The sequence below is a fragment of the Thioclava nitratireducens genome, assembly GCF_001940525.2.
GTDB classification, from domain to species: Bacteria; Pseudomonadota; Alphaproteobacteria; order Rhodobacterales; family Rhodobacteraceae; genus Thioclava; species Thioclava nitratireducens.
Map to the genome: position 1 here is coordinate 3,626,038 of NZ_CP019437.1, position 13,926 is coordinate 3,639,963.

The window sequence follows — 13,926 nt, forward strand, 5'->3', positions numbered from 1 at the left end:
AAGATTCCCCTGGGGAGGGCCTGAGACCGATGCGCAGCCGCGCCACCTTGTTGACGATCGCCGCCTTTGTCCTCGCACTCGTCGTCTCCGCAGTCATCGCGGGCGGCGCGGCGACAATTGTCGAAAAATCCACGAAACAAGAAGTGCGCGTCGCGATGGAGGCGCAGGGCTACGGCTGGATGCGTATCCATACCGATGGGCTGCAGGTGATCCTCTCCGGCACCGCCCCGACTGAGGCCGAGCGGTTCCGCGCCGTTTCCGAGGTCGACAAATACGTCGACAGCTCGCGGGTCGTCGACAATACCGACACCCAGATCACGAAGCCGATCACGCCACCCGCCTTCTCGCTGGAAATGCTGCGCAACGAGAACGGCATCTCGCTGATCGGGCTGGTGCCATCCTCGATCGACCGCGAGGCGATCGTGGAGAAGCTCTCGAAAGTCGCAGGCGAGGATGGCGTCACCGACATGCTGGAGAGCGCCGATTACCCGGTGCCCGGTGGTTGGGACGAAGCGATGAAATTCGCGATGACGACGCTCGAGACGCTGCCGCGCTCGAAAGTGTCAGTCAGCGCTGGCAAAGTCTCGGTGGAGGCGATCACCGACAGCCCCGCCGAAAAGGGGCGAGTGGAGACTTCGCTGGCACGCCGCCGCCCCTCCGATCTCAAGCTCAGCTTCGACATCTCCGCACCGCGCCCCGTGATCACCCCCTTCACGCTGCGCTTCCTCATCGACAAGGCGGAAGGCCCGCATTTCGACGCCTGCTCCGCCGATAACGAACGTGCGCGCGACCGCATCCTGACTGCGGCCCGCGCGGCTGGCGCGAAAGGCACGCTGAGCTGCACGATCGGGATGGGCACGCCTTCGCCCGACTGGTCCAAGGCCGCGCAGATGGCGATCAAGGCGCTCGGCGATCTCGGCGCGGGCTCGGTGACCTTCTCGGATGCCGATATCGCGCTGGATGTGCCTTCGACCGTCGATCAGCAGCAATTCGACGATGTCGTGGGTGAGCTGGAATCGAACCTGCCCGGGGTGTTTTCGCTCAAGGCCAAGCGCGAGCCCGCCCCCGATGCGAAAGCCGGCGAGGCGAGCTTCACCGCCACCCGCGACGGCAACGGCCATGTCGACCTGAAGGGCCGCGTGACCGATGCGCGTGAGCGCCAGACCGTCGAGAGCTACGCACGCGCCAAGCTCGGCCATGCCAATGTCCATGGCGCGACCCGCGTCGACAAGGAGCTTCCCGCCGGTTGGCCGGTACGCACGCTGGCCGCCCTCGACGCGCTGTCGGTGCTGCACGAAGGCAAGGTCACCGTGACCCCCGACGGCATCTCGGTCAGCGGCGTCTCGGGCGATCCGCAGGCCTCCGACACGATTTCGCGCATCCTGACGAGCGAGCTTGGCGAAGATGCGCAGATCGACCTGAGCGTGAAATACGACAAGCGCCTCGATGAGCAGCTCGCCCTGCCGACCGGCAAGGAGTGCGTGGCCCGCCTGAACGACACGCTGAAGAAGAAGAAGGTCGATTTCGATCCGGGTTCGGCGCAGGTCGCTGCGGAAAGCCTCGACGCGCTCGACGCGTTGGCCAAGGCAATGAAGAACTGCACCGACTTCAAGATGGAAGTGGCCGGCTATACCGACAATCAGGGCCGCGAGGAAATGAACCTGCAGCTCTCGCAACAGCGCGCGCAGGCGGTGATCCGCGGGCTTCTGGACCGTGGCGTGCTGATCGGCAACCTGGAGGCAAAAGGCTACGGCGAAGCCCAGCCCATCGCCTCGAACGACACCGAAGCCGGCCGCGAGCAGAACCGCAGGATCGAGTTCGTGCTGCTGGACGAGGCGCCGGTGGGTGACGAGGCGCTGCCCGATGCCACGGCAGACGCGACGGCAGGCGCTGACGAGGGGACTGGGGATGGCGCTGGCGAGCCGCACTGGAATGGCGCCGTGACCGATGACGGCGCCCCCGCCACCGAGAACGGCGCGCAGGACAAATCCGGCGATGGGGACACCGCCGCAGAACCGGGGCAACAGACCCCGCAACAAGAAGAAATTCCGGTCGAGACGCCCGGCGAGAAGACGCCGCGCCCGCAATCCCGGCCGGAGGACCTGTCGAAGGGCTGAAGGGACGCCATATGAACAGAGACGAATTCATCATCGCCACAGCGATCATCCTTTTCGTGGCTTTCGCGCTTGGCTGGTTCGCAAGCTGGCTGATCCACCGCCTCACCCGTGTGAGCCAGGCCGATATGGGCGAGCTGGAGCAGATGGCGCAGGCGTTGCATGAAGCCGAGGAGACCCGCGATCAGGCGCTCGTCTATGTCGAGCAGCGCGAGGCGGAACTGGCCAATCAGCTCAGCCAGACCGAGGCCGAGCTGCGCGCGGCGATGGATGGATTGCGCGACGCGCGTCACGAGGCCGAGGAATTGCGCGCCTATATAGAGCGTACGAAAGAGGCCTGATCTCTCGCGGCTCCCTGCCCGATATTGCCGCAGATTCTCCAAACCGTCATGTCAGGCGGCAGACGCCCGTGGCGCTTTGGCCCGCGCCCCGAAGTTGGTATCGAGTCCCGCCCGCCATGCGCGGCCGATCTGCAAGCCAATAGCTGCGCCATGCTCCAGACTTTTCCCGTGGCGCCCTCCCCTGCCGCACCGCCGGCATATGCGCCGAGCCCATGCCCCGTATCGCAAGCCGCAGCCTGCCCGATGCGATCTGGCCGCTGAGCATCGTCACCTATTTCGTGATCCAGACCCTGTACCGCACCGCGCTCGGCGGTGCGCGCGGGCTTGACGATGCGCAGATGATATGTCCGGGGCAGGTCTTCCGCGCGCGACCTATCCAGGCCATCCCGACTGGACGATCGGACCGGGGCAGCGGTTCGCGGCCCCCTACCCCTTCGCGGATGAGGCGAAGTTCACCCTCTCGGTCGCGCCAATCGTGACGCCGGGCGATCAGCCGCGCTGGGGGGACGGATATCCGGCAGGGCCGCTTTCACCAGCGGGTGCAGCTCCAGCTTGTCCGCCGCCGCGAGGAACGTGTCGCGCATGGTGGGCGCCCAATTGGCATTGATGTGATCTGCCACGGCATGCGCCTGATCGCCGGGCTGGCTTTCGAAGAACTGTGCGATCTGATTGGCCATCCCGGCGAGTTTCTCAGGCTTCATGCGGTGGCCTCCTGCGGCGCGGTGTAGAGCGCGAGGCCCCGGCCTGCGCGTGCAATAACGGTAAGGCCCGCGTCCCGCGCCTCGCTCACCGCCAAAGCGGTGGGGGCGGAGGGGCCGACTATCACCGGGATACGTAGGGTCGCGACCTTCTGGATCAGGTCGACCGAAAGCCGCGAGGTCATCACCAGCGCGCCGCTCGCCGGGTCTATCTCGCCCCGGATAAGCGCCCCGATCAGCTTGTCGAGGGCGTTGTGGCGGCCGACATCTTCGCGCGTCAGCACGATCCCCTTGCCCGGCTGCCAGAAACTCGACGCATGGGCGGCGCGGGTTTCGTCCTGCAGAGGCTGATGGTCACGCAGGGTCTCGAGCGCCTCCGCGGCCTGTTCCGGCGTCATGGTAAAGGCGGGCGGGAGAACCGGAGCGAGCTTGCGCCGCGCCTCCTCCAGCTGCTCGATCCCGCAGAGCCCGCAGCCCACCGGCCCCATCGTAGCGCGGCGGCGTTCGGCAAACCGGGCGCCTGCGGGAGCTGCCAGCCAGTTGCGCGCTTCGATCCCGGCCTCGGTCACTTCGAGCTCCTGCCGGGTGATCTCGGACGCGTCCTCGATGAGCCCTTCGGAGAGCGCGAATCCCAGTGCGAAATCCTCCAGATCGGCGGGGCTCGCCATCATCACCGCCTGCGTCACCCCGTCGAAAGACAGCGCCACGGGCACTTCCTCGGCAAGGCGCTGCACAGCGCCGCTGGGCATTTCCCAATCGGTCGCCGTCATTCAGCAGCCTCGACGCGGCGGGTCAACTTGGTCTGCGCGGTGTAGAGCTCCTGCCAGTCCGACGGCCCGTTCGACAGCCCCACCTGCACCGCCGTCACCTTGTATTCCGGGCAGTTCGTCGCCCAGTCGGAATTGTCGGTTGTGACGACGTTCGCCTGCGTTTCGGGGTGGTGGAAGGTCGTGTAGACGACGCCGGGCGAGACCCGATCGGTGATCGTCGCGCGCAAGGACGTCTCGCCCGCTCGGCTGGTGAGCCGGACCCAGTCGCCCTCGCGAATGCCGCGCGTCTCGGCATCATGCGGGTGAATTTCCAGCCGGTCCTCGGCATGCCAGACGGAATTCTCGGTCCGCCGCGTCTGCGCGCCCACGTTATACTGCGACAGGATGCGCCCGGTGGTCAGCAGCAGCGGGAAGCGCGGCCCGGTGCGCTCCTCGGTCGCGACATAGGCCGTGCGGATGAACCGCCCCTTGCCGCGCACGAAGCCATGTTCATGCATCACCGGCGAGCCTTGCGGATGCGCATCGTTACAAGGCCACTGCACCGAGCCCATACGGTCGATCAAGTCGTAGGTCACGCCCGCGAAGGCGGGCGTCGTACGACCGATCTCGGCCATGATCTCGGACGGGTGGGTGTAACTCCATCCCGCGCCCAGCGCATTGGCCAGCGCCTGCGTCGCCTCCCAGTCGGCCAGCCCTGCTTTCGGCGCCATGACCTTGCGCACCGGGTTGATCCGGCGCTCGGCATTGGTGAAGGTCCCGTCCTTCTCGAGGAAGGTGGAGCCCGGCAGGAAAACATGGGCGTAGCGCGCGGTCTCGTTCAGGAAGAGGTCATGCACGATCACGCAATCCATCGCCGCGAGGCCCGCGGCCACGTGATGGGTATCGGGATCGGATTGCAGAATATCCTCACCCTGAATGTAGATCGCCTTGAAGTCCCCCGCGACGGCGGCGTCGAGCATATTGGGAATACGCAGCCCCGGCTCGGGGTCGAGCGTCCTACCCCATTCCGCTTCGAACACCGCGCGCACGGAGTCGTCCGAGACATGGCGATAGCCCGGCAGTTCGTGCGGGAAGGAGCCCATATCGCACGAGCCCTGCACGTTGTTCTGCCCCCGTAGCGGGTTCACCCCCACACCGGGGCGTCCGATATTGCCGGTCATCATCGCGAGGTTGGCAATGGCGATCACGGTGGTCGAGCCCTGGCTGTGCTCGGTCACGCCCAGCCCGTAATAGATCGCCCCGTTCGGCGCGGCGGCATAGGTCCGCGCGGCGTGGCGCAGCGCGTCGGCCGGCACGCCGGTCAACTCTTCGACCGCCTCGGGAGAATGGGCCGGATCGGCGGCGAACTCGGCATAATCCATCCATTCGTCCCAATCGCAGCGCTCGCGGATGAACGCCTCGTCAAACAGCCCTTCCGTCACGATCACATGGGCCATCGCGGTCAACACCGCGACATTGGTTCCCGGACGTAGCGGTAGGTGATGCCCCTCGCCCATATGCGGGGTCTCCAGCAGATCGATCCGGCGCGGGTCCACGACGATCAGCTTCGCGCCCTGCCGCAGCCTTTTGCGCAGCCGCGAGGCGAAAACCGGGTGGCCGTCGGTCGGGTTTGCCCCAATGACCACGGCGCAATCCACCTGCTCGACGGAGTCGAAATCCTGCGTGCCAGCCGAGGTCCCGAAGGTCTGCTTCAGCCCGTAGCCGGTCGGCGAATGGCAGACCCGGGCGCAGGTATCGGTGTTGTTCGTGCCCATCACCGCGCGGGCGAGTTTCTGCACGAGGAAGGTCTCCTCATTGGTGCAGCGCGACGAGGTGATGACGCCCACTGAATCCTTACCGTGCTTGGCCTGCGCGCGCTTGATGCCGTTGGCAGCAAATTCCAGCGCCTCTTCCCACGACACTTCGCGCCACGGGTCAGTGATGCTGTCGCGGATCATCGGGTTGAGGATGCGGTCGCCATGGTTCGCATAGCCCCAGGCGAAACGGCCCTTCACGCAGCTATGGCCACGGTTCGCCTTGCCCTCTTTCCACGGCACCATGCGCACCAGCTGGTCGCCTCGCATCTGCGCCTCGAAAGAGCAGCCCACGCCGCAATAGGCGCAGGTCGTAACCACGGAACGCTCCGGCACGCCGATCTCGTCGACGGTCTTCTCCTGAAGGGTCGCGGTCGGGCAGGCCTGCACGCAGGCTCCGCAGCTGACGCAATCCGAGTTCAGGAAATCTTCCGTACCGGTCGAGATGCGGGCGTCGAAGCCGCGCCCGTCCACGGTCAGCGCGAAAGTGCCCTGCACCTCTTCGCAGGCGCGCACGCAGCGCATGCAGACGATGCATTTCGACGGATCGTAGAAGAAATACGGGTTGGAATCGTCGCGCGGAATATAGAGCGGATTGGCGCCGTCCGCCGCGCGCGTCTCGACATGGTTCTCGCCCGGCGTGTAGCGCACGTCGCGCAGGCCGACGGCCCCTGCCATGTCCTGCAATTCGCAATCGCCGTTCGCCGCGCAGGTCAGACAGTCGAGCGGGTGATCGGAGATATAAAGCTCCATCACCCCGCGACGCAGCCTGTGCAGCTGCTCGGTCTGGGTTTTCACGACCATGCCTTCGCGCACGGGCGTGGTGCACGACGCAGGCGTTCCGCGCATCCCCTCGATCTCGACCACGCAAAGACGGCACGAGCCGTAAGCGTCTAGCATATCGGTCGCACACAGCTTCGGCACGGTGATCCCGGCCTCGGCGGCGGCGCGCATCACGGAGGTGCCCTCGGGCACGCTCACATCCATGCCGTCAATCACCAGCGTCACAGGCGGGCCCGATTTGGCAGGCGTGCCCATATCGGAGAGTTTCGGCCCGTGCACTCCGTCGGGGATGATGAAATCCTTCATTCCGCAGCCTCCTGTGAGAGCGAGAATTCTTGCGGGAAAAGCCGGATCGCCGAGCGCACCGGGAAGGGCGTGAAGCCCCCCATCGCGCAGAGCGAGCCCTTCTCCATCACTTCGCATAGCTCGTGCAGCAACTCGATCGCCGCCGGGTCGCCCGCTGCCACGCGGTCGAGCGTTTCCATGCCGCGCACCGCGCCGATCCGGCAGGGCGTGCATTTCCCGCAGCTCTCGACGGCGCAGAACTCCATCGCGTAGCGGGCGAGCGCGAGCATGTCGGCGCTGTCGTCATGCACCACGAAACCAGCATGGCCCACGAGGCCACCCTGATCGGCGAAAGCCTCGTAGCAGACCGGCAAATCGAAATCGTCCGGCCCGTGATAGGCGCCCAGCGGTCCGCCCACCTGCACCGCTTTGAACGGACGACCCGAAGCCGTACCGCCGCCGATCTCGTTGACCAGCGTGCCGAGCGACATCCCGAAGCCGGTCTCGAACAACCCGCCATGTTTGACGTTGCCCGCGATCTGAAGCGGGATCGTCCCGCGCGAGCGACCCAGCCCGAATTCGGCATAGGCAGCGCCGCCGTGGACCAAGATCCACGGCACGGCGGCCAGCGAGAGCACGTTGTTCACCACGGTCGGCTTGCCGAACGCGCCTTCCAGCGCGGGCAGCGGCGGCTTGGCGCGCACCATCCCGCGCTTTCCTTCGAGCGAATTGAGAAGCGAGGTCTCCTCGCCGCAAATATAGGCGCCTGCGCCGACGCGCACCTCCAGATCGAAGGCCGGCCCCTGCCCCATCAGGCTGTCGCCGATGATCCCGGCCGCGCGCGCTGCCTTGATCGCTGCGTTCAGCGTGCGGATCGCATGGGGATATTCCGAACGGACATAGATGAAGCCCTTGGTCGCGCCGACCGCAAGACCGGCAATCGCCATGCCCTCGAGTAGGCAGAAGGGATCGCCTTCCATCAGCATCCGATCCGCGAAAGAGCCGCTATCGCCTTCGTCCGCGTTGCAGACGATATATTTCTGCGAGGCCTCTGCCCCGGCGACAGTCTTCCATTTTATGCCGGTCGGGAAGCCCGCACCTCCACGACCGCGCAGCCCCGATGTGATGACCTCTTCGATGGTCTGCTCCCCGCTCAGTTCCAGCGCACGCTTGAGACCCTGCCAGCCCTCGCCCGCCTCATAATCGGCCAGCGACAGCGGATCGGTCCGACCGCAGCGCGCGAAGGTCAGGCGGGTCTGTTTTGCGAAGAAGGGGATTTCCTCGACCGGGCCGAGCGCCTTCGGGTGATCGCCGTCTTCGAACAGCGCAGGTACGTCCTCGGGCGTCATCGGTCCGAAGCCGTAGCGCACACCGTCGCGCTCGATCTCGACCAAAGGCTCCAGCCAGATCATCCCGCGCGCGCCGTTGCGGATGATCTCGACCGTTTCGCCGCTCAGACCAGCCGCCGAGGCAATCGCCGCCGCGACCTCATCGGCGCCACAGGCTACGGCAGCGGCATCGCAGGGAACCCAGATCTTCATGCCGAGACCTCCGCAACCAGAGCCTCGATCCGCTCGGGCGTCGCCCGCCCGACCAACTGATCGCCCACCATCGCGGCGGGCGCGCAGGCACACAGCCCGAGGCAGTAGACCGCCTCAAGGGTCACGTCTCCCTTCGTTTCTCCGACTTTCATGCCGAGCGCGCGCTCCAGCCGCGCGATCATCTCCGTCCCGCCCATCGATTGGCAGGCCTCGGCACGGCACAGCTTGATCACATGCTTGCCCGCGGGCGCATCGCGGAAATCGTGATAGAAGGAGACGACGCCCGCCACCTCCGCCCGGCTCAACCGCAGCGCATCGGCAATCGGCTGATAGCTATCGGCGGGCACGCAGCCGTAAGCGGCCTGCACATCGTGAAGAATGGGCAGCAGCGCACCTTCGCGCCCCGCATGATCCGCCAGAATCGCGGCGAGCCTGTCGTCTTCGGTCATTTCCATCCTCCCGGCCCCGATGATGGGGCGAGCATGCCCCGGCCAGCAAGTCACGACTGGTTCAATCGCGAACAGGCGCGGACAGGAACCGTCATCGCCGTGCTTGCGCGGGCAGGGGTGAGCCTCTACATCCCTCACATGAGCCTGATCCAACGCCTCCCCTTCGTCAAGAAATCGCCCTTCGTAGCGGTGATCCGTCTGCACGGTGCCATTGGCATCTCGCGCCCGGGATCGCCCGGCCTGTCGGATGCCGCGATGGCCCCGATCATCGAGCGGGCTTTTTCCCGCGGGAAACCGGCGGCGGTGGCCCTGATGATCAATTCGCCCGGCGGATCGCCCGTGCAATCGGCGCTGATCGCGGGGCGTATCCGCAGGCTCGCGGACGAAAAAGGTATTCCCGTGCATGCCTTCGTCGAAGACGTCGCGGCCTCGGGCGGCTATTGGCTCGCCTGCGCCGCCGACCAGATCTGGGCCGACCCGACTTCGGTCGTGGGCTCGATCGGTGTGATCTCGGCAGGGTTCGGCCTCGACGAGTTCATCAGCCGTCACGGAATCCAACGCCGCGTGCACACGGCGGGCGGCTCGAAAAGTTTCATGGACCCGTTCCGCCCAGAAAAGGACGAGGACGTCGCGCGGCTGAACAAGCTGCTCGAGGACATGCATGTCAGCTTCAAGGAACATGTCGAGTCCCGGCGCGGCGCGAAACTGGCCTCGGATCGCGACCTCTTTACCGGCGATATCTGGACCGGGCGACAAGCGCTGGCCGAGAAGACCGGCCTGATCGACGGTCTGGCCCATGCGGTACCGAAGCTGAAAGAAATCTACGGCGAGAAGACACGCATCGTGCCCTATGCGCCCAAGCGTTCGCTCTTCCGGCGTTTCGGCGCGCAGATCGGCGGCGAGATGGCGGCGGCGACGGCAGGCGCACTTATCGACACGACCGAAGAGCGCGCGCTCTGGGCGCGCTACGGGCTGTAACCCGATGCTCATCAAGGGCATGACCCTCTTCCTGGTCGTCATGGCGGTGCTCGCCATGTTCGGCAAGCTGCGGATGCCGAAGATCAAGGGCCCGCGCGGTCCGGGCCGGCTGTCGGCACGTTGTCCCGATTGCGGACGTCCGAAAATCGGACGCGGCCCCTGCCCCTGCAAGACGACCTCCAAGACCAAGAGCAAGAAGACGGAGCGCCGGTCATGATCTGGGATTTCGGCGAGATCATTGCCGGGCTGGCGTTGCTGGTCGTGGCGGGCGATCTGCTGGTGAAAGGCGCGGTGGCGATGTCGCTGCGCCTTGGGATTCCGGCGCTGATCGTCGGGCTTACTGTCGTGGCCTTCGGCACCTCCGCGCCCGAGCTGATGGTCTCCGTCGCCGCCGTCCTCGACAATGCGCCGAGCATCGCGCTCGGAAACGTCGTGGGCTCGAACATCGCGAATATCCTGCTGGTGCTGGGACTGCCGGCGATCATCTCCGCGATCCGCACCGACCTGCACGACACGCGCGAAAGCTTCGTGCTGATGATGGGCGCGACGATTCTGTTCATTCTCGTCTGTTTCATGGGCCCGATCGGCTGGGCGCAGGGGCTGCTTCTGCTCTTTGCTCTGAGCATCGTCCTGTTCCGGCAGATCCGCGAGGCGCGCGCCCATCGCGCCAATCGCGGCAACGGGAGCGCGGCCGAGACCGAGGCGAATGAAGAGATCGAAAGCGTCGATCCGAAGATGCCGCTCTGGCGGATCGGGCTTTACGTTCTCGCGGGCCTCGTCGGCTTGCCGCTGGGCGCGAACTGGTTGGTCAGCGGCGCCTCGGAGATCGCCAGCGCCATGGGCATCTCGGATGCGGTGATCGGCCTGACGCTGGTGGCGCTCGGCACCTCGCTGCCGGAGCTGGCGACCTCGATCACGGCTGCGATGAAAGGCCGCTCGGACCTCGCGCTCGGCAACGTCGTGGGCTCGAACATCTTCAACCTGCTCTGCATCATCGGCGTTGCGGGGCTGTTCGGCGATATTCCGGTGCCTCGGCAGATGCTGCAGATCGACCTTTGGGTCATGGCAGCCGCCTCGATCGCGCTCGCGCCATTCATCTTCGGCAACCGCGTGATCACCCGCGGCGTCGGTATCGCTTTTTCCGTGGCTTATCTGGCCTATATGGTGGCCCTCTTCATTGGAGGCAGCGCATGAAACGAGCATTGGTGACAGGCGGCGCGAAGCGGCTGGGGCGTGCGATGGCGCTTTATCTGGCCGAACGCGGCCTGGACGTCGCGATCCATTATCACGGCTCCGCGGAGGACGCGGAGGCCACGGCAGCGGAGGCCCGCGCGAAGGGCGTGCGCGCCGAGATCCTACAGGCCGACCTGCTGGACGAGGCAGCGACGGCGGCACTGGTGCCGCATGCGGCGCACCTGCTCGACGGGCCGCTCGATCTGCTGATCAACAACGCCTCGATCTTCGAATACGACACGATCCGCTCGGCCACGCGCGAAAGCTGGGACCGGCATATCGGCTCCAACCTCCGCGCGCCCTTCGTGCTGATCCAGCATTTCGCGGCACAGGCCCCGCAAGCCGATCGCTCAGGCGCGGAACCCAAGGCCCGTGCCCTGGTGGTCAACATGGTCGATCAGCGGATGCGCAAGCTGACGCCCGAGTTCATGACCTACTCACTCGCGAAGATGGGGCTGTGGACGCTGACCCAGACCGGCGCGCAGGCGCTGGCCCCCGATATCCGGGTGAACGCGATCGGCCCCGGCCCCACCCTGCAGGGCGCGCGCCAGTCGGAAGATCACTTCAACCGGCAGCGCGCGGCGACGATCCTTGAGCGTGGCGCGGACCCTGCGGATATCGTCGCAGCGCTAGGATATTTCATGGATGCGCCGGCCGTCACAGGGCAGTTGCTCTGCGTAGATGGCGGCCAACATCTAGGCTGGCGGACGCCCGATGTATTAGGTCCGGAATGAGCCTGAAATCGAATCACAGGCCGAAGTTGTGCACTGCGCGGCGGCCTGTAACGAGACCGTCACAAAAGTATTAATCCTTTCAATAGCTTGGCAAATGTGCAGAAAATTTCTCAATGAAATCAATGCGCTCCGCAATTGCTCAAAAAACGGGCAAACACTCGATCAACCCTTATATTAAGGTCGGAACCCGCGGTCCCACATGTTTGCCAACAGACTTATCCCCAAATTTCGTGGACATGTTTTTTCTTGAAAACGGTCGCGCGAGGTTGCAGCCACGGGGGAGAATCGAAGCCTGCTCATGAATGATGACGAGAACAACAAGGACACCCTCGATCCCCCGGCGGCCACGCGCCCGCAACACGGGCTGACGGGCCATGCTCTGATCGCGGATTACCTCAAGCGTCTCGACGGCTCGCCCGGCGTGTACCGGATGCTGAACGCGAAGGGCGAGGTGCTCTATGTGGGCAAGGCGCGCAACCTGAAGGCGCGGGTTTCGAACTATGCGCGGCCTTCGGGACACTCGGCACGGATCGCGCGGATGATCTTCGAGACCGCCTCGATGATGTTCCTCACGACGCGGACCGAGACCGAGGCGCTGCTGCTCGAGCAGAACCTGATCAAGCAGCTCAAGCCGCGCTACAACGTTCTCGCACGCGACGACAAGAGCTTTCCCAACATCCTGATCGCGACCGATCACCCCTACCCGATGATCAAGAAGCATCGCGGCGCGCGCAAAGAGAAGGGACATTACTTCGGCCCCTTCGCGAGCGCTGGCGCGGTGAACCGCACGCTGAACCAGCTGGAGCGGGTGTTCCTGCTGCGCAACTGCTCGGATTCGATGTTCGAGACCCGCACACGCCCCTGTCTGCAATACCAGATCAAACGCTGTTCAGGGCCTTGCGTCGGCAAGATCTCCGAGGAGGATTACGCAGCGCTGGTCGACGATGCGAAGCGCTTCCTGCAGGGCAAGTCCACCACGATCCAGCGTGAATTGGCGGAGCAGATGCAGCAAGCCTCGGACGATATGGAGTTCGAGCGCGCCGCGGCGCTCCGTGACCGGATCAAAGCGCTGACCAACGTGCAGCAAAGCCAGGGGATCAATCCCCGTACCACCGCCGAGGCCGATGTCATCGCGCTCCATCAGGAAGGCGGGCAGGCCTGTGTTCAGGTTTTCTTCATCCGCGCGAACCAAAGCTGGGGCAATCACGACTTCTACCCGAAGACCGGCTCCGGCGCCGAGGCGCCCGAAATCCTGCAGGCCTTCATCGCGCAGTTCTACACCAACCGCCCGCCGCCGAAGCTGATCCTGCTGTCGCACCCGGTCGAGGATGAGGAACTGGTAAGCGAATTCCTCTCCGAGCGCGCCGAGCGCAAGGTCGAGATCACCGTGCCGCAACGGGGCGAGAAAGCCGAACTCGTCGAGAACGCCGCGCGCAATGCCCGCGAGAGCCTCGGTCGGAAGATGTCGGAATCCGCGGCGCAGGCGAAGCTGCTGGCGGGCGTGGCCGAAGCCTTCGGGCTGGAAAAGCCGCCGCAGCGCATCGAGGTCTACGACAACTCGCATATTCAGGGCGCGCATGCCGTGGGCGGGATGATCGTCGCAGGGCCGGAAGGATTCATCAAGAGCCAGTATCGCAAGTTCAACATCAAGAACGCCGACCTGACGCCGGGCGACGACTTCGGGATGATGAAAGAGGTACTGACGCGCCGCTTCACCCGCTTGCTGAAGGAAGACCCAGAGCGCAAATCCGAATCCTGGCCCGATCTGCTGCTCATCGACGGCGGCGCCGGGCAGGTCTCGGCGGTGCGCGAGATCATGGACGAGATGGGCGTGAGTGACGTCGCGATGGTCGGCGTCGCGAAGGGCGTCGACCGCGACCACGGCAAGGAAGAATTCCACCGTACCGGCCAGCGCCCGATCGCCCTGCCCCGGCAATCGCCGGTCCTCTATTACATCCAGCGCCTGCGCGACGAGGCGCACCGCTGGGCCATCGGCACGCACCGCGCGAAACGCGCCAAGGCGCAGATGGCGAACCCGCTGGATGAAATTCCGGGCATCGGCGCGGCCCGCAAACGCGCGCTGCTGGCGCATTTCGGCTCCGCCAAGGCGGTGAGCCGCGCGGCGCCGATCGATCTTATGGAGGTCGACGGCATCTCCGAGGCGATGGCCGAGACCATCCACAATTTCTTCAACGAGAAGGGCTGAG

General features: G+C 65.4%; 12 protein-coding genes. 7 read left to right on the forward strand and 5 right to left on the reverse strand.

Features of this window, described 5'->3' with window-relative positions; translation table 11 throughout:
- Nucleotides 1–29: 29 nt before the first annotated feature.
- Together BMG03_RS17345 and BMG03_RS17350 are read left to right on the forward strand one after the other, a co-directional pair.
- A complete protein-coding gene (locus BMG03_RS17345) occupies nt 30–2,117 on the forward strand; it encodes an OmpA family protein (protein WP_075773924.1) in 2,088 nt (695 codons plus the stop codon).
- 11 nt (nt 2,118–2,128) lie between these two features.
- The gene (locus BMG03_RS17350) at nt 2,129–2,455 is read left to right on the forward strand and encodes a cation:proton antiporter (RefSeq protein WP_075773923.1); all 327 of its coding nucleotides are present in this window, start codon (nt 2,129–2,131) and stop codon (nt 2,453–2,455) included.
- Nucleotides 2,456–2,907: 452 nt separating this feature from the next.
- On the opposite strand, the gene BMG03_RS17355 is transcribed toward BMG03_RS17350, so the two are convergent.
- From BMG03_RS17355 to BMG03_RS17375, 5 genes are read right to left on the reverse strand one after another with little or no spacing between them, the layout of a single operon-like run.
- Entirely contained in the window at nt 2,908–3,156 is a 249-nt protein-coding gene (locus tag BMG03_RS17355) for a formate dehydrogenase subunit delta (RefSeq protein WP_075773922.1), read from the reverse strand.
- Nucleotides 3,153–3,923, reverse strand: a complete 771-nt coding sequence (gene fdhD / locus BMG03_RS17360; protein ID WP_075773921.1) for a formate dehydrogenase accessory sulfurtransferase FdhD — start codon at nt 3,921–3,923, stop codon at nt 3,153–3,155. The genes BMG03_RS17355 and fdhD overlap by 4 nt, the downstream gene beginning before the upstream one ends.
- Nucleotides 3,920–6,805: a formate dehydrogenase subunit alpha gene (gene fdhF, locus BMG03_RS17365; protein ID WP_075773920.1), complete on the reverse strand. Its 2,886-nt coding sequence runs from the start codon at nt 6,803–6,805 to the stop codon at nt 3,920–3,922. The genes fdhD and fdhF overlap by 4 nt, the downstream gene beginning before the upstream one ends.
- Nucleotides 6,802–8,325, reverse strand: a complete 1,524-nt coding sequence (locus BMG03_RS17370; protein ID WP_075773919.1) for a formate dehydrogenase beta subunit — start codon at nt 8,323–8,325, stop codon at nt 6,802–6,804. The genes fdhF and BMG03_RS17370 overlap by 4 nt, the downstream gene beginning before the upstream one ends.
- On the reverse strand, nt 8,322–8,774 hold the full coding sequence (locus BMG03_RS17375; protein ID WP_075773918.1) for a formate dehydrogenase subunit gamma: 453 nt from the start codon (nt 8,772–8,774) through the stop codon (nt 8,322–8,324). Before BMG03_RS17375 ends, BMG03_RS17370 begins: the two co-directional genes overlap by 4 nt.
- A 138-nt stretch (nt 8,775–8,912) precedes the next feature.
- On the opposite strand from BMG03_RS17375, the gene BMG03_RS17380 reads away from it, so the two are divergent.
- The 5 genes from BMG03_RS17380 (at nt 8,913) to uvrC (ending at nt 13,925) form a co-directional block, all read left to right on the forward strand.
- Nucleotides 8,913–9,752, forward strand: coding sequence for a S49 family peptidase (locus BMG03_RS17380; RefSeq protein ID WP_075773917.1), 840 nt, complete (start codon nt 8,913–8,915; stop codon nt 9,750–9,752).
- A gap of 4 nt (nt 9,753–9,756) precedes the next feature.
- Complete coding sequence (locus BMG03_RS17385) at nt 9,757–9,969, forward strand: hypothetical protein (protein ID WP_075773916.1); 213 nt, start codon at nt 9,757–9,759, stop codon at nt 9,967–9,969.
- Nucleotides 9,966–10,946, forward strand: a complete 981-nt coding sequence (locus BMG03_RS17390) for a calcium/sodium antiporter (RefSeq protein WP_075773915.1) — start codon at nt 9,966–9,968, stop codon at nt 10,944–10,946. Before BMG03_RS17385 ends, BMG03_RS17390 begins: the two co-directional genes overlap by 4 nt.
- Nucleotides 10,943–11,719, forward strand: coding sequence for an SDR family oxidoreductase (locus BMG03_RS17395; RefSeq protein WP_075773914.1), 777 nt, complete (start codon nt 10,943–10,945; stop codon nt 11,717–11,719). Before BMG03_RS17390 ends, BMG03_RS17395 begins: the two co-directional genes overlap by 4 nt.
- 298 nt (nt 11,720–12,017) lie before the next feature.
- Nucleotides 12,018–13,925: an excinuclease ABC subunit UvrC gene (gene uvrC / locus BMG03_RS17400; RefSeq protein WP_077701319.1), complete on the forward strand. Its 1,908-nt coding sequence runs from the start codon at nt 12,018–12,020 to the stop codon at nt 13,923–13,925.
- The last annotated feature ends 1 nt before the right edge of the window (nt 13,926 follow it).